The sequence below is a fragment of the Pseudomonas putida genome (assembly GCF_028682635.1).
Taxonomy (GTDB): Bacteria; Pseudomonadota; Gammaproteobacteria; order Pseudomonadales; family Pseudomonadaceae; genus Aquipseudomonas; species Aquipseudomonas putida_AE.
Genome location: NZ_JANHLK010000019.1, coordinates 25,012 through 46,395 on the forward strand (window position 1 = coordinate 25,012; position 21,384 = coordinate 46,395).

The following is a 21,384-nucleotide window of genomic DNA, read 5'->3' on the forward strand; positions in this document are numbered from 1 at the left end:
CATTGTCTGCGTCATTCCGACGGCGAGGTACTGGCGATGGTCGATCACTATCAGCTCAATCTGGGCTCTCTGCGCAGCAGCATCACCCTCACTCTGCACACCCATCATGCCGCGCGGTTGTGGCAAGGCCGCATGGCCCGCGAAGGTGTGCACCCCATCATGGGCATGGCCGGCTACATCAGCGTCACCAACCTGCTCAAGCACGCGAGCAGCCAGGATGACCCATTTGCCGACTGGTTCATGCTCCAGCTGGAAGACAAGCTGCTGCAGGCCAAGGCTGAAATGCTCACATTGACCAGCCAGATCAGCCAGGTGGAACGCGACCTGCCCACCCAAGTCGATGTCAGCGACAACCTCAACATCCATCCCGTCACCCTGCCGCTGTTCATCGGCAGCCAGCTCGGCTTTCTCGCGGTCTACCTGCTGACCGACTACGACACCTTGGTGCGCCGCGTGCTGCTCGCCCATCACACCGCCTTGATCGGCCGCAGCGACATGGAAGTCTGGATCGATCGTGGCGCCCATCTGCTGCGCAGCCTGTTCGGTTTGGCGCAGCGTTACCGCCTGGCCGGGGTCAGCCGGGATGACATGGCCGCCAACAACGCCCGCGCCCGCGAGGCCATCGACAAGTTCGGCACGCCACCGCGAAACATTCTCGAGGGCAGCCGCCGCTCCCAATTTGCCCCACCCATCGCACGCGGTTCCACGATCTCGATTCGCGATGAGCCAGATCAGGCAGAGACAGAGGCTCAGCCCGCGCAGGACATTCCATCCGAAGGGGGTGAAGCATGACCTTGGCCGAAGCGATCGTCCGGCGTTTGTCAGCGGATGCCTATCGCGAGTTCGAACAAGGTGCCTCCCTAAAAGGCCTTTTAAAGCCTTTTAAGGGTAAAGGGGAACTGCAGCAATTCGCCGAGACGATCCTGCGCCTGCGCACCCGGGTCGCCGGATTGATGGGGGTGATGCTGACCATCATGGCGCAGCCTCCCTTCTCGCTCCTGGACCTGCGATTGGTCGTCCAACACAGCGCCTCCGGAACCGATTTCCTGCGCTGGCGCAGCCCGGACTTCCAGCGCATGGGGGTACAGGTGTGGCAGCAGGCGATGGCACTTCCGCATCTGGCGCCTTCGCTGCGGGAGGCGCTGTACCAGTTGGAGGTCAACCGCGTCACCCTGAACCTGCAGATGAGTAGCCTGCAGTCGCTGTATCGCCAGGCCGAAACCGGCGTCAGCAAGCTGCACGCCGCCGAGACCATCTTCGATCTATCCCGTTCCCCCACCGAGGAGTAGCAAGCATGAGCACGTTCTTTGTTGGTGAAGGCAACATCGGCAGCGCCCCGGAGTTCCAGGAGTTCAACAACCCCCCGGATGAACCGCGACGCCTGTTGCGGCTGAATGTCTATTTCGACAATCCGGTACCGCGCGAGGGCGGCTACGAGGATCGCGGCGGCTACTGGGCCCCCGTCGAGCTCTGGCACCGGGACGCCGAGCACTGGAGCACCCTGTACCAGAAAGGCATGCGTATCCTGGTCGAGGGCCGGACGGTCAAGGATGAATGGGAGGACAGCGAGGACAATGCGCGGGTCACGTTCAAGGTGGAGGCCCGACGCATCGGCATCCTACCCCACCGTCTGGCCTCGGTGTCCATGCGCGAAAAGGCCAATGAAAGCAGCGGCTCCGGACGCAAGGGGGCTAGCAAGAAGGCTCCACGCAAGTCCGGCTAAGCGGGTGGTCCTCAGTGGAATCACAGCCTGCAGCGCGATACCCCTGAGGGCTCGCTGCCCGTTCGGCGCGCAACGCTGGATACTGCAGGTGGTTCAATGCCGCCGGGCCTCTCCCCGCTGATCAGCATCCAGCAGGTGCATCACCTCAGCCAAGTACTGGTCCAGCGCAAGGAATGCCCGCCAGTGCGCCTGGCTTTCCTGAACCCATGCGATCAACCTCGCGCGCGCCTTCAGATTGTCCGGTTCCAGGTGGGTTGCCATGAACAACTCATAGGCCTTGATCGCTAACGCATCTGCCTCACGCTCGTTAGATCCGTCCAAGTCGTAAGCTCCGTTTTGACGGGCGGGTTATCACACTCAATTCAGGTGATACGCCTCATAGGGTTGCTAGTCAACCTTATGAGGCGTTCATATATTCGGGTTGCTGGTCAACCATATGGGTCGAATTGGAGAGCGCCCCCGTTGCCAGTCAAAGAGCCTAGCCCACAACACATCGGTCGCCAGTTGGCGAAGTATCGCCGCGCACGTGGTTTGACCCAAGAGCAAGTCGGTGAGTGTCTGGAAATCGGCGCCGAAGCCGTATCGCGCTTTGAACGCGGCGTGGTCGAACTAACCGTCAACAAGCTGCTGCAATTGGCCGATATGTACGGCTGTCCCGCCGATGAGCTGCTGCTAGCCATCAGTCCTCGCCCGCAGGACCAAGGCCAGAAAATTGCATCGCTGATCAAGGAGCTTGGCGAAGCAGATAAAAAATTTGCCCTGGAGTTTCTGCAAACGCTGGCCGCTCACCTCGCGCAAAGAAAGTAACCATTCACCTCCATTAAACCGCCGATATGAACTCGGCGCATTCAGGTTTTCGCTGGTTCTCTCACGCCACACCGCCACCCTATCGGTACCTCACCGAGAGGGCCGACGTATGCGGCTGTTTATTTGCGAAAAACCATCTCAAGCCCGCGACATCGCCCGCGTGCTGCAGGCCACCCGGCGTGGCGACGGCTGTTTGCAAGGCCAGGGGGCCACCGTCACCTGGTGCGTGGGCCATCTGCTGGAAACAGCACCGCCTCAGGCTTATGGTAATTACAAACGTTGGTCGCTGGAGGACCTGCCGATCATTCCTGCCCACTGGCAGTTGGTGATCAAACCCAAGGTCGCCAGCCAGCTGAAGGTCATTCAGCAACTGCTGCGCTCCTGCTCCGAGGTGGTCATCGCCACGGACGCCGACCGTGAAGGCGAGATGATCGCCCGGGAAATCCTTGAGCGCTGTCAGTACCAGGGACCGATTCTGCGCCTGTGGCTCTCCGCCCTCGACGATGCCTCGATTCGCAGGGCACTGGGCACGCTACGCCCAGGTGAACAGACCTTGCCGCTGTACCACTGCGCCTTGGCACGCTCACGCGCGGACTGGCTGGTGGGTATCAACCTGAGCCGGCTCTTCACCCTGCTCGGGCGCCGCGCCGGCTTCGACGGCCTGCTGCCGGTGGGGCGTGTGCAAACGCCGACGCTGCGCCTGGTGGTCCAGCGAGATCGGGCGATAGCGGGCTTTGAGCCTCAGCCGTTCTGGACCGTCGATGCGCAGCTGGAGGCCGACGGGACGGTCTTTCAGGCGCGCTGGCAGCCACCGACCGCAGCCTGTGACGAAGCCGGTCACTGCATTGACGAAGCGGTCGCACAGAGCGCGGCGCTGCGCTTGAGCCAGCTGGGGACTGCCCAGATCCGCCGCATCGAGGTCGAGCACGTGCGCGAAGGCCCTCCGCTGTCGTTCGATCTGGGCACGCTGCAAGAGATCTGCTCGGCTAAGCTTGGCCTCGGTGCCCAGGAAACCTTGGCGGTGGCCCAAGCCCTGTATGAAACCCACAAGGCAACGACCTACCCACGCACCGACTGCGGCTACCTGCCGGAAAGCATGCTGGATGAGGTGCCGCGCGTACTCCACGCCCTGGCGGCGGCCGCCCCGTCACTCGGACAATGGCTGAAGGAGGCTGACCCCAGCCGACGCTCCCGGGCCTGGAACAGCAGCAAGATCACCGCCCACCACGGCATCATCCCCACTGCTGTGACGCTAGACCTGACCCAGCTCTCTGAGCGCGAGCGAGCGGTTTACACGCTGATTCGCGCCCGTTACCTCGCACAATTTCTGCCCGACCATGAGTACCTGAAAACCCAGGTGGTGTTGCACAGTTACGAAGATCAGTTGCTGGCGCGCGGCAAGCAAATCCAGGCACGCGGCTGGAAGGCGGTGATCGACGAGGCCGACGGCAACGAACCTGTAGAGCACACCCAACGCTTGCCCACACTGCGCGAATCGGCAGCGGTGGCATTGACCGACACCACGATCAACGCGCAGCGCACACAGCCCCCCAAGCCCTACACGGAAGGCACACTGGTCAAGGCCATGAAAACCATCGCCAACCAGGTGGAGGACTCACGACTCAAACAGAAACTCAAGGACAGCTGCGGCCTCGGGACCGAGGCCACCCGAGCGGCGATCATCCAGGGCCTGATCGATCACGGGTACCTGACCAAGAAAAAACGCAGCCTGGTCGCCTCGGCGGCGGCACACACCTTGATCGAGGCCGTGCCAGCGGAGGTCGCCGATCCGGCGCTGACCGCACTCTGGGAGCAGGCGCTTGATCGTATTGAGACGGGACAGCTGAGCGTCGAAACCTTTCTCGCCAGGCAGGCGGAATGGCTGACCCGGTTGGTGCGTGGCCACGCCTCGCTCACCTTGCAGCCACCGGCTACCAAAGGCCCGCGCTGCCCCGTGTGCCGCAGCGCCATGCGCCAGCGCAAAGGCCGCACCGGCAGCTTCTGGTCGTGCACCCGCTATCCGGAGTGCAAGGGCACCAAGCCGGTCGCCAAACCCAAGCGCACCAAGCAGCCAGGCGCCTTCTGAGCGGGCATGTGTGACTTGACGGCGTACGGCAGCACTGGTGTAGTGATCAGGTCCGTCGCCGCTTGGCGTACCCAGACCGATTCGCTCCGGGCAGCTCGGTCAGACTCGAAGAGTTCGGAGCCGCATTTCACTTTTTCTTCGGATTTCTCCCCAGCGTTTCAGGTCCCCAAGGTGGATGACCCGTGCGGCTTGTGTCAGGTCTCAGGGGTCATCCGCTTCGGCGACGATGCTCAGCACCGGTGCCCGCCGGCGAAACACTGGGCACCTTTTGTGCGCGGATGCGCGCCAGTTGAATTCGGCCCAGGCCACGACAAGGGTCGGTTGATCCAGGTGGATCGACAGCGGAGGTTTTGCGATGGACTCCGGTGTCACGTTACCGGGTCAAGGGTGGTCTAGCTCTTCCTAGCCTGATGACCGTCGGGCTATTTTTTCGTCACCCAGAATCCACTGAGTGCCACCCACTTCCGCCCGCCCGAGCCGCCCCTAATCCACTGTTGACGAGCCGTTGGCGTAGTCTTATAGATGAACTGCACACCGTTGTCGCTGACAGCGTTCAGGTAGCCGGAACCTTCAAGGCTACGCCCGCTTCGGGTGGTTCTCCCTCAGTGCGATCAGCGCTCGGCAGCTCGCACGGTCACCTGTCGGTGATGAGCGCCCTTCTACCGACCACGCTTTCTTTGCACCTCCCCCTTGCGGAACTCACCAGCCGCCAGGGCCGGTGGATATCCGCGTTTCTGCTGAACAGGAGTTCCACCATGACGACTGCAAGCCATAATGCTCCCACCACTTACTTCAACCTGCACACCCAAGGCATTGGTTACTTGAACCGCGTTCGCGAAGTCCCTGTACGTCGCGGGCAACCGTTCATGGCCTGCGACATTGCCGCCTTGCACGGGGCCTCGGACGACGTCGAGTACACCCGCTTCGACTGCAAGGTCGCCAGCGGTGAAGCCGAACGGCTGATCCGTGAACACCTGGAAGACGTCCGTGCTGAACGTAAGGTCCTGATCGCGTTTCGCATTGGCGACCTTTGGGTTGACCCCTTTCTTTACGAAAAAGGCGAGCGTAAAGGCCAACCCGGTGCCAGCCTCAAAGGCCGGCTGATCTTCATCGAGTGGATCAAGGTCGATGGCCAGTTCAGCTACCGAGCACCTGCTCGCACCGACTCCCCCGCCGCTATCGACGCTGCAGCGGAATCGGACCAAGCCGACACCGTCGCCGAACAGCACCAATCCGCCTCTGCCCCCGCGCGCAATTCCACCGCAGCACGTCAGTCTGCCTGAGGCACATTGACCGCCACCAACAGGCGCTCCCACGAGCGCCTGTTATCCACTCACGTCGGAGGCCGTCATGGAAAGTTTCTGGCTCTGCGAGGACTGCCTGCAAGCGGTCGCGTACGACGATTTCAGCGCGCTTTCGCTGTATTACAGCGAGGCTGAAATCGAGCAACGCATCGCGCACCTGCGCACCGAACTGCAGGCCCTGATGCCACTGAGCGCCGATTTCGATCCGCAGACCGGCGCCGGCATCGAGTCCTTTTCCACCCGAGCGTGCGAGGGATGCCAAAGCCCGCTACACGGTGCGCGTCATCGCTTCACGCGTCTGTGAATCATGCACTTCACCAGCCTGGGGCACTCCCCCCAGGGGGCGCTCCATCTCCCACGAGGAATTGCCCATGAACACTGCCCTGAACCTGGTCGACGCGCTCGACCCGGCATTGGCCCAACGCGCCCATGAGGATGCACTGATCACCGAAGCCCTGCAGTTGCTGGATCAACGTTACTTCCAGCGCGGCGAACTGCTGTTGACCCCCTCCGACGCTGCAGCCTACCTGAAACTGCGACTCGCCCCTTACCAACACGAGGTGTTCGCGCTGCTTTGCCTGGACTCACGCCATCGCGTGCTGAGCTTTGACGAACTGTTCACCGGCAGCATCGACGGCGCCTCCGTCTATCCACGCGAGGTCGTGATCAAGGCGCTGGAGCACAACGCCGCCGCCGTGATCTTTTGTCATAACCACCCTTCCGGTTGCCCGGAACCGAGCTCCGCCGACCGAGTGCTCACAGGACGCCTGACCGAGGCCCTGGCCCTGGTTGAGGTGCGCGTCCTGGACCACATCATCGTCGGCGCAGGCACCCCGCTTTCGCTCGCCGAAAATGGCTGGATCTGACAGCCCATCCCTGCCCAGGAGGTCACCGCCAGTTCGGGGTGGCCTCTGCGCCTCTGGAGAACCATCATGCCCCCATCCTTTCGTAATCCCTTCCTTCGCGGTTTCCGCGACCTGAGCTACGAACGCGTCGTCCAAATCAGCTAGGCCGACAATTGTCCACCCTGCTACCGCCCTCGGCACCGGCGCAAATCCAACTGCCCAATGAGGCCATCAATTTCCAACCCTGCCTGTTCGATGACAACTGCGCGGTCATCACCGACGGCCGAAGCCTGCCCAGATTTGTCCGCATGCGCTGCCCGAGCGCCAGCCTGGGGAGTAGCGTGATCTACCAAACCATCGGCCATCACCTTGGATGCCCGATGCATCTTGGCGACCTCCCCAGCGAAGAGGCAGCACGGACCCTGATCGACTTGTTGTCCTTTTCCACGGGACACTACAGCCACAGTTGGGAGATCAGCTCTGCCCACCTGCCAACGACGGAATTCGAGTACCTGCAAGAGCGCGCTTGGCACCCTTCACCGACAGGCTTCTTCGAGTGCTTCGAACTCAGCAGCAGCCATGCCGTGGGGTGCAAGCTGTACTCGACCCCCTGGAGCATGCAGGCCGAAGGGCACTGCGGCTGCAGCGCCAGCGAAGTCAGCACCCGCATGCGCGATGACGATGTCCCGCCCGTGTTGTACAGCTGTTGCTCCTGGCAGGTCACGCCGACACCCGCTTGCTGATCTTTGACCCCGACGCAGCGCCACTCCCGGAGTTGTCCCTATTCACTGAAGACTGACCCAAGGCGCCCCACAGGGCGCCTTTTTCATGAGTGCTTCACGGTAATCCGGACGGCCAGATTCGGTTTTTCGGTAGGAGCGCGGCTCGCACTTTCGCCAAGGTATCGGCAACTTCTGTCGAGACCCGGACATGCATACCCCCACACTCTCCACCCTCGGACTGATGATCGCGCTGGCCGGCTGCAACACGTCGCCACCGGCGCCCGCCCCAGCAGCGCCATCAATATCGCCGGCCTCACTGCAGAAGCAGAAACCCACGCTACCTAAATGGGTCCGCCAGGACCGATACACCCTGGCTAATACACAGCCGACCCTGGAGCAGCGCCAGCCGTTGTATCAGCTCATCAACGTGCAGATCGCTCCTGCTCTGCACGCGAATGTCGGTGAGGCACTGCGACACGTGCTGCAACGGTCGGGCTACTCACTCTGCCCCGACAGCACAGCGGTGGATCGGTTGTTCAGCCGCCCTCTGCCCGCCGTGCACCACCAACTCGGACCGATTTCGCTGCTGGACGCCTTGACCATCATCGGCGGACCGGCCTGGAGGATCAACATCGACCCGGTCGACCGGACCGTCTGCTATACCCTTCGCTCGCCACAGCCCCAACCGCCACTCTCGACATCGGAGATCGCGCCATGAAGGTCCACCGCTTTCAGGCCCTGTTGATCGGCGGCCTGTGCCTGGGCGCCGCCGTGCTTGCTGGCGAAACGTACAACCAACACCAGCAATTGGCCGAACTCCAGGCCGCAGCCCGCAGTGCCCCTGCCGACCCCGCTCCCGCGTTGCGGCGCGACGTCGATGCGCTCGGCAATACCCTCGCGACACTGCAACCGCAGGTGGCGGCGCTGGGAGACGCGCAAGGTCAGCACGCTTCGGCGCAGACGACGCTCAGCCAGCAGTTGGATGAGATGGCCGCGTCGCTTAAGGCCGTTCAAGCGGCACCGAGTGGGCCGAGCAGCGCCGACTTCAGTGCACTGGAACAGAGGCTTGGCAGGACAGAAATTGCGCTTGAGACCCTGTCGGCACGAGCCTCCGTGCCAGCGGCCGACACACGACCGGCGGCGCCCGTGGGCCAGAAAGCCAAGGCCAAAGCCCCGGCGCCTCCGTTGACCCTGCTGGGTATCGAGACCCGAGGCGTGGTGAGGTTCGTTGCTGCCCTGCCCACCGGTGCCCACTCGCTGTCGACCGTGCACCTGCTGCAGCCCGGCGACAGCCTGAACGGTTGGCAGCTGCGCACGATCCGCGAGGACGAGGCCGTGTTCCACGTCCCCGGCCATGGCGATCGCACACTGCCCCTGCCGTGAAGAGGTGCTTATGCTTCGACTCTCCGTCCTCTCGCTGATCCTGCTCCCCACCTGCCTGCTGGCAGAGCCAAGATGGAGTGCACCGAACATGCTCGGCTCAGACCAGCAGTACAGCGAGCAGGCGCCGCTGGATCGGCAGCCTTCGGTCGCGACGCAGGCCAAAGTTTGGGGGCTAACGGATGACGAATGGACCAAGTTCAAGCAACTGCAGGCCGGGCCCCGCCACTACTGGTCGCCGCAGCTCGACCCTCTCACCACCCTGGGCGTGGAGGCCGAATCTGAGCAAGGGCGGCAACGCTACGCCGAACTGCAGGTTCGCCTCGAAGCCAAACGCGCAGAACGCGAGCTGGCTTACCAGAAGGCCTACACCGCCGCCTGGGCACGACTATTCCCGGGAATGCTGCCGGTGCAGGGTCTGGCCGATGAGTCCGCAACGTCGAGCAACACCCGCTATGCCCTGTTCGTGGAAGAACGCTGCCCGGCCTGCGCGACCAACACCCAGCAGTGGCTCCGTGCCGGCGCCCGCCTGGACGTGTACCTGGTCGGCAGCCAGGGTGACGACGCGAATCTCAGAAACTGGGCGCGTGGCGCAGGCATTACTCCAGCCCAGGTTAGCAGCGGTCAGGTCACCCTAAACCACGACCGCGGCCGGTGGTTCGCCCTGGGCGCCACCCGCCCGTTGCCGGCGCGCTTTCAGCAGGTGGATGGTAAATGGCAGCGCATCGACTGATCCTCACGCTGGCCTTGACCGGCGTGAGCGTCGTCCAGGCGGACGCCCTGCCTCCGCCCGCGTACCAGTTGGCCGCCGCGCGGGCCGGCATTCCCGCCTCGGTACTGTTCGCCATCGCCCTACAGGAGAGTGGCACTCCGCTACGCGGTCGTCTCATGCCCTGGCCTTGGACCTTGAATGTCGCCGGCACACCGCAGCGTTTTGCCAGTCGCGATGAGGCCTGTGCTGCGCTCAGGCTAGAACTCACACGCCATGACCCCAAGCGCATCGATGTCGGTCTGGGACAGACCAACCTCGGCTACCACCCGGACCGCTACCCCAGCGCCTGCAATGCACTCGATCCACGGACGAACTTGGCCGTCACCGCCGAGCTACTGCGCGCGCATTATGCCGACGTGGGTGACTGGGTCGTGGCTGCTGGCCGCTATCACCGTCCGGCCGGCGGTGCGCCCGCGGCGCGCTACCGCACACAGTTCAGTCGGCACTGGCAGCGCATCCAAGCGATCGCGTCCCTTCGCGGAGGGTCACAGCCATGAGTCTCTCGCGCTTGGCGGCGCTGGCCATCTCTCAGTGGCTGTCCCTCGCCGCGTTCGATGCCTCCGCCAATCCCCTGCCCGATGCCGCCTTCGAGTCACCCGCCCCCGACAAGGCCCCAGATCCACGCGTGCTGAACTGGGTGCTGCCGGTGCACAGCGCGCGCCTCACGCCGGGCGCAGTGCCGCGTAGAACGTTGGACCTGTCGGGCATCACGCCACTGTTCCTGATCGGACAGGACGCAACCTCGCTGGCCTGGTTGTCGCAGCATGCGCAGGCCCTGCAGGACCTGAGCGCTAGCGGTCTGGCCGTTGAGGTCGCCGACGCCCAGGCCTTGCATCGCATCCAGGCGGCAGCCCCTGGGTTGAGCATCTGGCCGGTGAGTGGCGATGACATTGCCAAGCGGTTGGAGCTAGAGCACTACCCGGTGCTCATCATGCCCACCGGCCTGGAACAGTGAGGTGCCTTCATGGGCGATCATGCGATGGAGTCTCTGCTGCGCCCTGCAGTGGAGCTGTACACCGTGGGTATCTGCGCCGGTGCCGGCGTCCTGTGCCTGCACTCGCCTTGGGCGGTGGCGCTGTCGCCTGAGGTGGGTATGGGCATGGCCCTGGCTTTCACCGCATTCGGCATCAAGCGGCTCAACGAGGCCCGGATTGTCCTGCGCTATCGGCGCAACATTCGTCGCCTGCCGCGCTACTCGCTGACCAGCCGACAGATTCCGGTGAGCTGCAAGCGTCTGTTCATGGGGCGTGGCTTCCGCTGGACTCGCCTGCACACCCAGCGCCTGCTCGAGGCTCAGGACCCGGCGCTGGCCTGCTATGTGAACCAATCGGTTGCGTATCAGTGGGCCCGGCGCCTGGAGTGTCTGCTGGAAAAGGCACCTCCAGGGCTCTCGCTGTTGCCCCGCCTCACCGCCTGGGACAACCCGTTCAATCCGGTACGTCCGCTGCCACCGGTCGGGGGCTCGCCGCTGCTGCACGGCGTCGAGCCGAGTGAGCAGGAAGCCACCTTGCCGCTGGGTGAGCGTGTTGGGCACACCCTGGTGCTGGGCACCACCCGGGTCGGCAAGACGCGCCTGGCGGAGGTCTACATCACCCAGGACATCCACCGGCCAACCCAAGAGGTGGTGATTGTCTTCGACCCCAAGGGCGACGCCGACCTGCTCAAGCGCATGTACGTGGAGGCACGGCGCGCCGGCCGCGAGCACGAATTCTACGTCTTTCACCTCGGGTGGCCGGAAATCTCCGCACGCTACAACGCCATCGGCCGCTTCGGTCGCATCTCGGAAGTTGCTACCCGTATCGCCGGCCAACTAAGCGGCGAAGGCAACTCCGCAGCGTTTCGCGAGTTCGCTTGGCGTTTTGTGAACATCATTGCCCGGGCTCTGATCGAACTGGGCCGGCGTCCGGACTACCTGCAGATCCAGCGCCATGTGGTGAACATCGACGCGCTGTTCATCGAATACGCTCAACATTTCTTCGCCCACCACGACGCGCAGGCCTGGGAAACGATCGTGCAAATCGAAGGTCGCCTCAACGAGAAAAATGTGCCAAGGCACATGATTGGCCGGGAAAAGCGCGTGGTCGCCATCGAGCAGTACCTGGCTGCGAAGCGCATCTTTGACCCGGTGATGGATGGTCTGCGCTCGGCCGTGCGTTATGACCGCACCTACTTCGACAAGATCGTCGCCTCGTTACTGCCCCTGTTGGAAAAGCTCACCAGCGGCAAGACGGCGCAACTGTTGGCCCCCAACTACGCCGACCTGGACGATCCGCGGCCGATCTTCGATTGGCTGCAGATCATCCGCAAGCGTGGCATCGTCTACGTCGGTCTGGATGCATTGTCGGATGCCGAAGTCGCCGCCGCCGTTGGCAACTCGATGTTTGCCGACCTGGTCTCCGTCGCCGGCCACATCTACAAACACGGCATCGACCACGGCCTGCCCGGTTCCTCCAGCGTGGCGGACAAGGTGCCCATCAACCTGCACGCCGACGAGTTCAACGAGCTGATGGGCGATGAGTTCATTCCGCTGATCAACAAGGGCGGCGGCGCAGGTATACAGGTCACCGCGTACACCCAGACCTTGAGCGACATTGAAGCGCGCATCGGCAGCCGGGCCAAAGCCGGCCAGGTCATCGGCAACTTTAACACCCTGCAGATGCTCCGTGTACGGGAAACCGCAACCGCAGAACTGCTGACCAATCAACTGCCCAAGGTCAACGTGCAGACGCGGAATTTGGTCTCTGGCGCGACGGACACCGCGGATCCCGAGGCCCGTACGGACTTCACCTCCTCTTCGCAGGACCGTGTCACCACCTCCGCGGTGCCGCTGATCGAACCCGCACACATCATCGCCCTGCCCAAGGGACAGATGTTTTCGTTCCAAGAGGGCGGGCAACTGTGGAAGGTGCGTATGCCGCTGCCCACACCGGCCAGCGACGATGCAATGCCGGCGGATCTGCAGACCCTGGTTGCGTGCATGCGCGACTCGTACAACACCAATGCGGCTAACTGGTGGACCAGCGCGGGAGGTGCGCCGACTGTCGACTTCGATCCCGAGATGCCACCGCCTGGGTGTAGACGCGCATCGTAAGCGCCCCGGCGTTAACCGAGTAGTGTGGAGCCCATATGCCCACCACCCCAGCCAGCCCGCCGCCTGCACAACGGCGCCCGGGGCTCATATTCGGCACGGTCGAACTCTGCTTGCGGCTGCTCGGCCTGCTGTTCGCCTCGCTGCTGTTCTCCGTCGTGCTGGAGTTCGTGGGCCTGTTGTGGTTCTGGCCGGAACAGGGCTGGCATCACAGCCATGCCATGTGGCTGAGTGAACTGGGCTGGTTGAGCGGCCATTTCAAGAGTTCCCTGCTCGTGCAAGAACCGGCGCAGGCAACCGCCAAAGTACTTCAACACCTTAACGAGTGGGTCGTGGTCCGCTCCGGGTGGGCACAATCCGACGCCCAACTGAAGCTGCTCAGTCGAGAGGCGTCACTGCAGGGGCAGTTTGCCCAAGCATACGTCGTGCTGCAGGACTACTTGCTGGCAGCCTTGTTCACGGTCTTCACTTTCGTGGTTCGCCTAGCCGTCCTCACCCTGGCCATGCCCCTGTTCCTGCTCGCCGTGATCACCGGTGCCGTCGATGGCTTGATGCGACGCGACCTTCGCAGGTTCGGAGCCGACCGGGAGAGCAGCTTTGTTTACCACAGGGCGAAGCGGACATTACTGCCGCTGACGGTGAGCCCCTGGGTAATCTATCTTTCTCTACCTTGGTCGCTCAATCCAAACTGGGTGCTGCTCCCATGCGCTACGCTACTCGGCTGCATGGTCGCCATTACTGCTGCGACTTTCAAAAAATATCTCTGATCACTCACCTTTTACCTCAAAAAGCTGACGAAATAGTGCATCTGAGGTTTGCAGTGTCCAGCGCACAGTTACGCACAGAAAAATTCGCATTCCGGTCAATTAGCTGGCCTGTTTACTAATCTCCTGCACACCGGTTTGCCGCGAAACCTATCTATCAAACCCCCTGTAAATCGATGTCCCGCCAATCCATTAAGGTCATGTCAACACCTGCCTAATACATCAAGGTGAATGCCAGATTCTCGGCTGGATTTCACCATGATCTCTTCACGCTATCCGCTGCTGCTTGCTTGCTTTGTGACGCTATCTGCCGGCGCACAGGATGCTCGCGAGCGTTCGGACCTAGGCCTTATGCAGCGGCAGATCACTGTCATCGAGCAGTTGGCCGATCGCGCGCGCATTAGCCAGGTCGATGTCGAAACGTCTCGGTATCACTTCGACTACCCGAGGTTCGTAGCAGACCTCGAGCATATGCGCCGCGGCATCAGCAAGTACCTGTCGCCCTCCCGAGCGCAGCCGACCGATCTAGTCGAGCTGACCAGTGACTATCGCGCTGACGCGCCTCACCCGAGTTCGCCCGATGAGCATGACTGACGCGCAACTCACCGCGTTCTCTGCAGTGGCCGGATTTACCCCGCAGCTCAGTTCGGTGCTGTGGCGCTCCTCGGTTCTGGTGCTGGCGCTGCTCTGGTGCGCCTGGGCGCTGTGGACCGGCTACCGCGGCTGGGCGGCCGGCAACACTAATTTCGGCGCGCTTGGCGGCAGCACTTTGCGTCTCGCCCTCGCCTTGATCGTGCTGATGTTTTTCATGCTGTCGTAAATCAGGAGACCTTGCCATGAACTTCTCCCGTGGTTGCCACCGCCCGCTCGCCATGCTGCGGGATACGTGTTCGAAAGCCCTGCTCGGCGGCCTGGTTCTGCTGAGCACGACGCTCGCCTGGGCTGACCTACCGACCATGGAAGCGCCCTCCCGCGGCGAAGGTTCGGGGCTGATCGATACCATCAAGAACTACGCCTACGACGGCGGCATTCTGCTTGGGCTGCTGATCGCCACCCTCGCGTTCTTGGGCGTGGCTTGGCATTCGCTCACTGTCTACGCCGACGTGCAAAACCAGCGCAAGACCTGGAAAGACCTCGGTGCCGTGGTCGGTGTCGGCGCACTGCTGGTGGTGGTGATCCTGTGGTTCCTGACCAAAGCCGCCACGATTCTGTGAGGTCACCATGTCCGACACCCCTGCCACCCTGCCTGACGGCACGCTAACCTTCCTGCCGGAGCGCCTCAACCGTGACCCGGCCGTCCTCCGTGGCCTCACCAACGACGAGATGTGGGTCGCGCTGATCGTCGGCGCCACGCTGGGCGTGATCCTCGGAGCGCCGCTGGCGGTAGCCACCGCCTCCATCGCCACCCTCCCCACTTGCATGTTCCTGTGCATGGCGTTGGTGTTGCTCAGTGGTGGCAAGCTGCTGCGCCAGGCCAAGCGTGCCCGCCCTGAAACTTGGCTGTACCGGCGTCTGCAGTGGTATCTGGCAATGCACTGGGGCATCGGAACCAGCCATCTGATCCTGCATTCCGGCCCCTGGACCGTCCGGCGTACGCGCCGGCATGTGAGGGCCGCCACATGAGCCGCTTCCGCAACAAGGTGGACGCGCAGCAGGCGCATATCCTCAGCCTGCGTCTGGCCGTGGCGATCCTGGCGTTATTGTGCACGGGGTTCTGGTACGGCTGGCAGACTGCCCCCTCTGTGCTGACCATACACGTGCCGCCCGACCTGCGCTCCGGCAGTACGCGCAAATGGTGGGACGTACCGCCCGAAAATATCTATGCCTTCGCCCTGTACATCTTCGGCCAACTCAACCGCTGGCCCACCGATGGCGAAGTCGACTACCACCGCGCCATCTTCGCCTTGCAGCCCTACCTCACCCCGGCGTGCAAGTCCTTCTTCGACGGCGACTTCGAGTACCGCAAGGCGGCAGGCGAACTGCGCGGCCGAGTGCGCGGTGTGTACGAGGTACTGGGCCGCGGCTACAGCGACGATCCCAACCTGCGAGTAAAGCAGTTGGATAAGCACAGCTGGCTGGTCAAGCTCGACCTCAACGCCGACGAGTACTACACCGCTGAGCCGGTGAAACGCGTGGTGGTGCGCTATCCGCTGCGGGTGGTGCGTTTCGATGTCGACCCCGAGCACAACAAGTGGGGCCTGGCCCTGGACTGCTACGAAGGCACACCGCAGAAGCTGACGCTGCCTGGAGGTGCGTGATGATGCGTGTCTTGATCCTGATCCTGCTGTCGGTCGCCGGCTGGTGCTCAACCGCAAGCGCCATCGAGGTCAAGTACTGGGACCGCCTACCGCTGGCCGTCCCGCTCACGGTTGACCAAGAGCGCATCCTGATGCTGGATGAGGATGTCCGGGTCGGGCTGCCGAGTGCGATCGCCAGCAAACTGCGCGTGCAGTCCGTCGGCGGGACGGTGTACTTGCGCGCAGCGGAATCCCTTCCCCCTACCCGACTGCAGCTGCAGTCGTTGAAGTCGGGGGATATCATTCTGATCGACATCGAAGCACGTGACGGCAGCGAGTCGTTGGAACCGATCAAGATTGTCGCTCAGGCCCAGGCGCCAGAGGTAGAGACAGCACAGGGTTCAGCACCTGCTGCGACCCCGGTACCGGTCGTGCTCACCCGCTATGCAGCGCAAAACCTGTATGCACCCTTGCGTACGGTGGCGCCACTGCCCGGTGTACGTCGGGTGCCGCTGAGCGACTCCATCGCCTTCAGCACGCTATTGCCTACCGAACGGGTTTCGATCAAGGGGCTGGCGGCCTGGCGCCTGGGCGACTACTGGGTGACGGCGGTGAAGATCGTGAATCGCGGGCCCGGCAAAGTCTCGCTTGACCCACGTCATCTGCAGGCCACGTTGTACGCCGCTACGTTCCAGCACGCGTACCTCGGCCACGCCGGCACGCCTGAAGACACCACCGTGGCCTACCTCGTCACCCGCAGTGGCGACCTGAAGCACGCGTTGCTGCTGCCCCCGCCGACGCCGGAGGCTGCCGATCATGAAAGCTAACAGCCTGCTGAAGTGGCTGGTACCCGGCGTCCTGCTGGGGATCGTCCTAATCATCGGCAGATCCTGGGTGGTCGCGCCTGATCTCCAGCCTGCTCACGATCCCGACAAGGCAACGCTCAGCCCGGAACAGGCAAAGGCCCTTGGCATCGCCGGCGACACCCCGCGCGACACCGTGGCCACGCTGATCGGACAGGTCAAGGCGATGCGCAGCGAGATGCTGTCGTTGAAGAAGGGTAACGATGGGCTGAAGACCGAGAACACCCGGCTGCGCACGCGTGAAGGCAATATCGACACCCGCATCCAGAGCACGTTGAGCAGCGTCACCCAGCAGGTCACCGAACAGCGCCAGCAGACCAATGATGCCCGGCAGAAGGCCGAGCAGCAGCACCGCGAGACCCAGGGGCTGCTGTCCAGGCTCAAGGACCAGCTCACCGGCAAGCCCGCAGCAAAGTCCGACGTGCCCGCGGGCTTTGGTCTCGAGCCAGGTGACGAGCAGCAATTTTCAGGCGCTCAGGCACCGGCTGACGCGGTGCAGTGGATCGAACCGTCGAATGCGCGCGCCAGGCAAGAGGATGCCACGAAAGCCGACGGTCCGCTGTCGACACTCACCTCGAAATTCAAGGACCTGCACGGTCTGGACAACAACGCGATCGACCGTGGCCAGGACCACTTGCGTGCCGTTACCAAGGGCGAGCGCGACCTGGAAAACGACCAGGATCGCACTGAAGGGGCCAGGCCCGTATACACCATCCCCGAAAACTCGACCTTAATGGGTTCCATCGCCATGACCGCCCTGATTGGCCGGGTACCGGTGGACGGCACGGTGCACGATCCTTATCCGTTCAAGGTGCTGGTGGGGCCGGACAACCTCACCGCCAACGGCATCGACCTACCCGACGTGGTCGGTGCGGTCATGAGTGGCACCGCCGCGGGCGACTGGACCTTGTCCTGCGTGCGCGGACAGGTCGAGTCGATCACCTTTGTCTTCAGCGACGGCACCGTTCGCACGGTGCCGCAGCCGCAGAAAGTCGTCAGCCGTAATCGCAGCAGCGCCCAGACATCGGACACCGAGAAGATCCGGGGCGGCTTAGGCTACATCTCCGATCCCTACGGCATCCCGTGCATCTCCGGCGAACGCCGCTCCAACGCCCAGCAGTACCTGGGGAGCCAGAGCCTGATCACTGCGGCCGGTGCCGGCTTCGCCGCGGCTCTGGGCAGTGAGCAGACCAACACCTCCTTCATCAACTCGGCCAGCGGCAGCCTGGGCGTGACCCAGAACAGCGGCAACAGCGCGTTGAACTCAGTCATCAGCGGTGGCATTGGCGACATCCGTGACTGGATCAACAAGCTCTACGGTGAAGCCTTTGCGGCCATTTACGTCCCACCCGGGGCCAAGGTGGCCTTGCACCTGGACCATGAAATCAGCATCGACTACGAACCCAAAGGCCGGAGAGTGAATCATGAAAACCCATCCATTTCGGTACTGGATCTGGATTAGCCTGCTGCTCAGCCTGCACCTGGCCGGTTGCTCCACCAGCAAAGATGAAATGCTGCCTCATGGCGATCAAACCATGCTGGACATCTGGAATGGCAGTGGTTCGGTCGGCACACAGCAACAGCTGCAGGAGGCCCGCGGCGAACTGCGCAGGCCGGTGCTCGATCCGGAGCGGTTGATCAGCGACCAGAGTGCCTACACGCGCACGGCCGCCAACGAGATCCGCACCCAGTTCCCGCGCCTGCCCAACCCCGACCTGGTGATGTACGTCTATCCGCACCTGGCCGGCACTCAGCAGACGCCGGTACCCGGCTACTCGACCGTGTTCCCGCTGTACGAGAAGGTCCAGTACGCGCTGCCCGGCGAGCGCCTGGAAGATCTGTGATGGCTGATGACGCTAGTCGCGACCCGCTGCCCTGGAAACCCTGGCGCGCAGCGCAGCATCGGCGCACCACCCTTGCCGATGAGGCCGCTCAGTACGCTAACAATCCCAGTTTCACCGACCACTTGCCCTGGGTCGAATACCTTGAGGACGAGCAGTGTTTTCTCCTCGACGACAATCGCTCGGTGGGCGCCGTGTTTGAGCTGCAGCCGATCGGCACTGAGGGCCGTGAGCCCGAGTGGCTGATGGCGGCGCGCGACGCCCTGGAAGACGCACTGCAGGACAGCTTCGACGAGCTCGACCAGGCGCCCTGGGTGGTGCAGTTCTTCTGCCAGGACGACAGTGACTTTTCCCCGTACCTCGAACGCCTGGAGCGCTATATCGCGCCGCGGGCTCAAGGCACGCCGTTCACCGAGTCCTTCCTCACGTCGATGCAGCGCCACCTCGATGCCATCGCCAAACCGGGCGGGTTGTTCGACGACCATGTCGTGTCTCACCTGCCCTGGCGCGGCAGCAATCGGCGAATTCGGCTAGTGGTCTATCGCTGGCTGGGAGACCAAAGCGACGACGACACGCAGAGCCCGGTTCAGCTTTTGAGCAGGACGTGTGACCGCCTGGTGGCCTCATTGCAGGCCTGCGGGGTTAGCCCTCGGCGAGTGACCGGGCGCGACTTTTACACCTGGATGCTGCCCTGGTTCAACCCGGCCCCTGCCCTCACCGGCGAATCGCCCGCAGCGTTCTATCGACGCGTGCCCTACCCGGAGGAAGATGACGGCGATGGTCTCCCGCTGCCGTTCGACCACGACTTTGTGGAGCGACTGTTCTTCCAGGAGCCGCGCTCGGATAGCGACCAGGGTCTGTGGTATTTCGATCAGCAACCGCACACGGTGATGGTGGTCGACAAGCTGCGCAAGCCGCCCCATATCGGTCAGCTCACCGGCGAAACCCGCAAGGGCGAGGCCTTGAACGCCTTGTTCGATCAGTTGCCCGAGCAGGCAGTCATGAGCCTGACCTTGGTAATCACGCCTCAGGATGTGCTCGAGGAGCAGCTCAATCGATTGGCGCGCAAAGCCATCGGCGAGAACCTCGCCTCGACCCAAACCCGCCAGGACGTGGAAGAGGCCCGCGCGCTGATCGGCCGCCAGCACAAGCTGTACCGCGGCACCTTGGCGCTGTACCTGCGCGGTGCCGATGAACAGCAACTGCGCCAGCGCTCGACCCAGGCCGCCAACGTGCTGCTCGGCGCCGGCCTGCAGCCGGTGCGCGAGGGCGACGAAGTCGCGGCGTGCAACAGCTACCTGCGCTGGTTGCCGATGGTCTACAACCCGGCTCGAGACACGCGCAACTGGTACACCCGACTGTTATTTGCCCAGCATGTCGCCAACCTGTTGCCCCTGTGGGGACGCAGCATCGGCACCGGCAATCCGGGCATCACTTTTTTCAACCGTGGTGGTGCGCCCCTGTCGTTCGACCCGCTGTCGCGTTTCGACCGCTCCATGAATGGCCACCTGCTGTTATTCGGACCGACCGGCGCCGGCAAGTCGGCCACCTTGGTTTCGATATTGATGCAGGTCATGGCCGTGTATCGACCGCGGCTGTTTATCGTCGAAGCAGGCAACTCCTTTGGCCTGCAGGGCGATTACTTCGCCACCCTAGGGCTGTCCGTCAACAAGGTTCAGCTCAAACCCGGCAGTGGCTTGAGCTTGGCGCCTTTCGCCGATGCTCGTCGTCTGATCGAACAGCCAGATCAGGTGGCCAGCCTGTCGACCGAGGACCTGGATGAAACCGTGACGGACAGTGATGAGCAACGCGACGTGCTGGGCGAGCTGGAAATCACTGCCCGCCTAATGATCACCGGCGGCGAAGCCAAGGAAGAAGCGCGGCTGACCCGGGCAGACCGCAGCCTGATTCGCGAGTGCATCTTGGATGCCGCCAGACACTGCGCGGCCACCGAACAGCAGGTCATGACGCGCCACGTTCGCGACGCGCTACGCCAGGTCGCCAGCGATACCCATCTGCCCGACAAGCGCCGCGAGCGGGCGCAGGAAATGGCCGAGTCCATCGACCTGTTCTGTCAGGGTTTCGAGGGCGCTCTCTTCGACCGGCCAGGCACGCCCTGGCCAGAAAGCGATGTGACGATCGTCGACCTCGCCACCTATGCCCGTGAGGGCTACGAGGCGCAGATGTCGATCAGCTACATCAGCCTGATGAACACGGTGAACAACCTCGCCGAACGCGACCAGTACCTGGGTCGTCCGATCATCATGGTCACCGACGAAGGCCACATCATCACCAAGAACCCACTGCTGGCACCCTTTGTGGTCAAGGGCACCAAGATGTGGCGCAAGCTCGGCGCGTGGTTCTGGATGGCGACGCAGAATCTGGCCGACTTCCCCGATGCGGCGCGAACCATGCTCAACATGATCGAGTGGTGGATCTGCCTGAACATGCCGCCGGCAGAAATCGAAGAGATCGCCCGCTTCAAAAAGCTCACGCCGGCACAGAAGGCCCTGCTGCTTTCCGCGAGTAAGGCCTCGGGCAAATACACCGAGGGCGTGGTCCTGTCGAAGAACCTGGAAACGCTGTTTCGCGCGGTGCCACCGAGCCTGTACCTCGCCCTGGCCATGACCGAGCCCGAGGAAAAAGCTCAGCGCTGGCGACTGATGGAAGAGCACCAACAGTCCGAGCTGGACGCCGCCCTCCAAGTCGCGGCGGAGATCGATCGGTTCCGCGGCATGTCGTGAACACCCCAGCAGTGGCGATCTTCAAAGACCTTTCAATCAACAAAAATCGACATGAGTACATTTGTACTCCTTCGGCGATTTTGCACAATTCGCGGCCCTCAACCCGGCACCTGATGAAACCGATCACCCAGACCTCGGTTTGTCCGTCCTCCTCCTCGGCCGGATCCGGGATGCTGAAGCTTGGCGCACGGATGCACACCGCTGCCAC

At 63.1% G+C, this 21,384-nt stretch carries 26 protein-coding genes; 25 read left to right on the forward strand and 1 reads right to left on the reverse strand.

Annotated elements, in window-relative coordinates; genetic code table 11:
• Nucleotides 1-36 precede the first annotated feature (36 nt).
• From NPS56_RS21540 to NPS56_RS21550, 3 genes are read left to right on the forward strand one after another with little or no spacing between them, the layout of a single operon-like run.
• A complete protein-coding gene (locus tag NPS56_RS21540; RefSeq protein WP_274076490.1) occupies nt 37-792 on the forward strand; it encodes a PFL_4669 family integrating conjugative element protein in 756 nt (251 codons plus the stop codon).
• Complete coding sequence (locus tag NPS56_RS21545) at nt 789-1,289, forward strand: DUF3158 family protein (RefSeq protein ID WP_274076491.1); 501 nt, start codon at nt 789-791, stop codon at nt 1,287-1,289. The genes NPS56_RS21540 and NPS56_RS21545 overlap by 4 nt, the downstream gene beginning before the upstream one ends.
• Before the next feature lie 5 nt (nt 1,290-1,294).
• Nucleotides 1,295-1,723 (forward strand): single-stranded DNA-binding protein, encoded by a 429-nt coding sequence (locus NPS56_RS21550; RefSeq protein ID WP_274076492.1) that lies wholly within the window; start codon nt 1,295-1,297, stop codon nt 1,721-1,723.
• A 93-nt stretch (nt 1,724-1,816) separates the two neighbouring features.
• On the opposite strand, the gene NPS56_RS21555 is transcribed toward NPS56_RS21550, so the two are convergent.
• On the reverse strand, nt 1,817-2,044 hold the full coding sequence (locus NPS56_RS21555) for a hypothetical protein (protein ID WP_274076493.1): 228 nt from the start codon (nt 2,042-2,044) through the stop codon (nt 1,817-1,819).
• Between the two features lie 141 nt (nt 2,045-2,185).
• On the opposite strand from NPS56_RS21555, the gene NPS56_RS21560 reads away from it, so the two are divergent.
• From NPS56_RS21560 to NPS56_RS21665, 22 genes are all read left to right on the forward strand, one after another.
• Nucleotides 2,186-2,530, forward strand: coding sequence for a helix-turn-helix domain-containing protein (locus NPS56_RS21560; RefSeq protein ID WP_150752590.1), 345 nt, complete (start codon nt 2,186-2,188; stop codon nt 2,528-2,530).
• A gap of 109 nt (nt 2,531-2,639) precedes the next feature.
• Complete coding sequence (locus NPS56_RS21565; protein ID WP_274076494.1) at nt 2,640-4,616, forward strand: DNA topoisomerase III; 1,977 nt, start codon at nt 2,640-2,642, stop codon at nt 4,614-4,616.
• 755 nt (nt 4,617-5,371) lie between these two features.
• Nucleotides 5,372-5,899: an STY4534 family ICE replication protein gene (locus NPS56_RS21570; protein ID WP_274076495.1), complete on the forward strand. Its 528-nt coding sequence runs from the start codon at nt 5,372-5,374 to the stop codon at nt 5,897-5,899.
• Nucleotides 5,900-5,966: 67 nt separating this feature from the next.
• Nucleotides 5,967-6,224 (forward strand): hypothetical protein, encoded by a 258-nt coding sequence (locus tag NPS56_RS21575; RefSeq protein WP_274076496.1) that lies wholly within the window; start codon nt 5,967-5,969, stop codon nt 6,222-6,224.
• A gap of 67 nt (nt 6,225-6,291) precedes the next feature.
• A complete protein-coding gene (locus tag NPS56_RS21580; RefSeq protein WP_274076497.1) occupies nt 6,292-6,786 on the forward strand; it encodes a JAB domain-containing protein in 495 nt (164 codons plus the stop codon).
• A 152-nt stretch (nt 6,787-6,938) separates the two neighbouring features.
• Nucleotides 6,939-7,508 (forward strand): hypothetical protein, encoded by a 570-nt coding sequence (locus tag NPS56_RS21585; protein ID WP_274076498.1) that lies wholly within the window; start codon nt 6,939-6,941, stop codon nt 7,506-7,508.
• A 187-nt stretch (nt 7,509-7,695) separates the two neighbouring features.
• The gene (locus tag NPS56_RS21590; protein WP_274076499.1) at nt 7,696-8,205 is read left to right on the forward strand and encodes a PilL N-terminal domain-containing protein; all 510 of its coding nucleotides are present in this window, start codon (nt 7,696-7,698) and stop codon (nt 8,203-8,205) included.
• Nucleotides 8,202-8,870, forward strand: coding sequence for a hypothetical protein (locus NPS56_RS21595; RefSeq protein WP_274076500.1), 669 nt, complete (start codon nt 8,202-8,204; stop codon nt 8,868-8,870). The genes NPS56_RS21590 and NPS56_RS21595 overlap by 4 nt, the downstream gene beginning before the upstream one ends.
• Nucleotides 8,871-8,880: 10 nt before the next feature.
• Nucleotides 8,881-9,600 (forward strand): TIGR03759 family integrating conjugative element protein, encoded by a 720-nt coding sequence (locus tag NPS56_RS21600; RefSeq protein ID WP_274076501.1) that lies wholly within the window; start codon nt 8,881-8,883, stop codon nt 9,598-9,600.
• Nucleotides 9,582-10,136: a transglycosylase gene (locus NPS56_RS21605; RefSeq protein WP_274076502.1), complete on the forward strand. Its 555-nt coding sequence runs from the start codon at nt 9,582-9,584 to the stop codon at nt 10,134-10,136. Before NPS56_RS21600 ends, NPS56_RS21605 begins: the two co-directional genes overlap by 19 nt.
• Nucleotides 10,133-10,594 carry an integrating conjugative element protein gene (locus tag NPS56_RS21610; RefSeq protein WP_274076503.1) on the forward strand — a complete coding sequence of 154 codons (462 nt, stop codon included), beginning with the start codon at nt 10,133-10,135 and terminating at the stop codon, nt 10,592-10,594. Before NPS56_RS21605 ends, NPS56_RS21610 begins: the two co-directional genes overlap by 4 nt.
• 9 nt (nt 10,595-10,603) lie before the next feature.
• Nucleotides 10,604-12,730 (forward strand): type IV conjugative transfer system coupling protein TraD, encoded by a 2,127-nt coding sequence (traD, locus tag NPS56_RS21615; RefSeq protein WP_274076504.1) that lies wholly within the window; start codon nt 10,604-10,606, stop codon nt 12,728-12,730.
• A gap of 35 nt (nt 12,731-12,765) precedes the next feature.
• On the forward strand, nt 12,766-13,494 hold the full coding sequence (locus NPS56_RS21620; protein WP_274076505.1) for a TIGR03747 family integrating conjugative element membrane protein: 729 nt from the start codon (nt 12,766-12,768) through the stop codon (nt 13,492-13,494).
• A gap of 255 nt (nt 13,495-13,749) precedes the next feature.
• Entirely contained in the window at nt 13,750-14,085 is a 336-nt protein-coding gene (locus NPS56_RS21625; protein WP_274076506.1) for an RAQPRD family integrative conjugative element protein, read from the forward strand.
• Nucleotides 14,072-14,311 (forward strand): TIGR03758 family integrating conjugative element protein, encoded by a 240-nt coding sequence (locus tag NPS56_RS21630; RefSeq protein ID WP_274076507.1) that lies wholly within the window; start codon nt 14,072-14,074, stop codon nt 14,309-14,311. The genes NPS56_RS21625 and NPS56_RS21630 overlap by 14 nt, the downstream gene beginning before the upstream one ends.
• 16 nt (nt 14,312-14,327) lie before the next feature.
• Nucleotides 14,328-14,705, forward strand: a complete 378-nt coding sequence (locus tag NPS56_RS21635; protein WP_274076508.1) for a TIGR03745 family integrating conjugative element membrane protein — start codon at nt 14,328-14,330, stop codon at nt 14,703-14,705.
• Nucleotides 14,706-14,712: 7 nt separating this feature from the next.
• Complete coding sequence (locus NPS56_RS21640) at nt 14,713-15,114, forward strand: TIGR03750 family conjugal transfer protein (protein WP_274076509.1); 402 nt, start codon at nt 14,713-14,715, stop codon at nt 15,112-15,114.
• Complete coding sequence (locus NPS56_RS21645; protein WP_274076510.1) at nt 15,111-15,749, forward strand: PFL_4703 family integrating conjugative element protein; 639 nt, start codon at nt 15,111-15,113, stop codon at nt 15,747-15,749. Before NPS56_RS21640 ends, NPS56_RS21645 begins: the two co-directional genes overlap by 4 nt.
• A complete protein-coding gene (locus tag NPS56_RS21650) occupies nt 15,749-16,555 on the forward strand; it encodes a TIGR03749 family integrating conjugative element protein (RefSeq protein WP_274076511.1) in 807 nt (268 codons plus the stop codon). The genes NPS56_RS21645 and NPS56_RS21650 overlap by 1 nt, the downstream gene beginning before the upstream one ends.
• Nucleotides 16,545-18,053 (forward strand): TIGR03752 family integrating conjugative element protein, encoded by a 1,509-nt coding sequence (locus NPS56_RS21655; RefSeq protein ID WP_274076512.1) that lies wholly within the window; start codon nt 16,545-16,547, stop codon nt 18,051-18,053. Before NPS56_RS21650 ends, NPS56_RS21655 begins: the two co-directional genes overlap by 11 nt.
• Nucleotides 18,016-18,435 carry a TIGR03751 family conjugal transfer lipoprotein gene (locus NPS56_RS21660; RefSeq protein ID WP_274076513.1) on the forward strand — a complete coding sequence of 140 codons (420 nt, stop codon included), beginning with the start codon at nt 18,016-18,018 and terminating at the stop codon, nt 18,433-18,435. The genes NPS56_RS21655 and NPS56_RS21660 overlap by 38 nt, the downstream gene beginning before the upstream one ends.
• Complete coding sequence (locus NPS56_RS21665; protein ID WP_274076514.1) at nt 18,435-21,176, forward strand: conjugative transfer ATPase; 2,742 nt, start codon at nt 18,435-18,437, stop codon at nt 21,174-21,176. The genes NPS56_RS21660 and NPS56_RS21665 overlap by 1 nt, the downstream gene beginning before the upstream one ends.
• Nucleotides 21,177-21,384 lie beyond the last annotated feature (208 nt).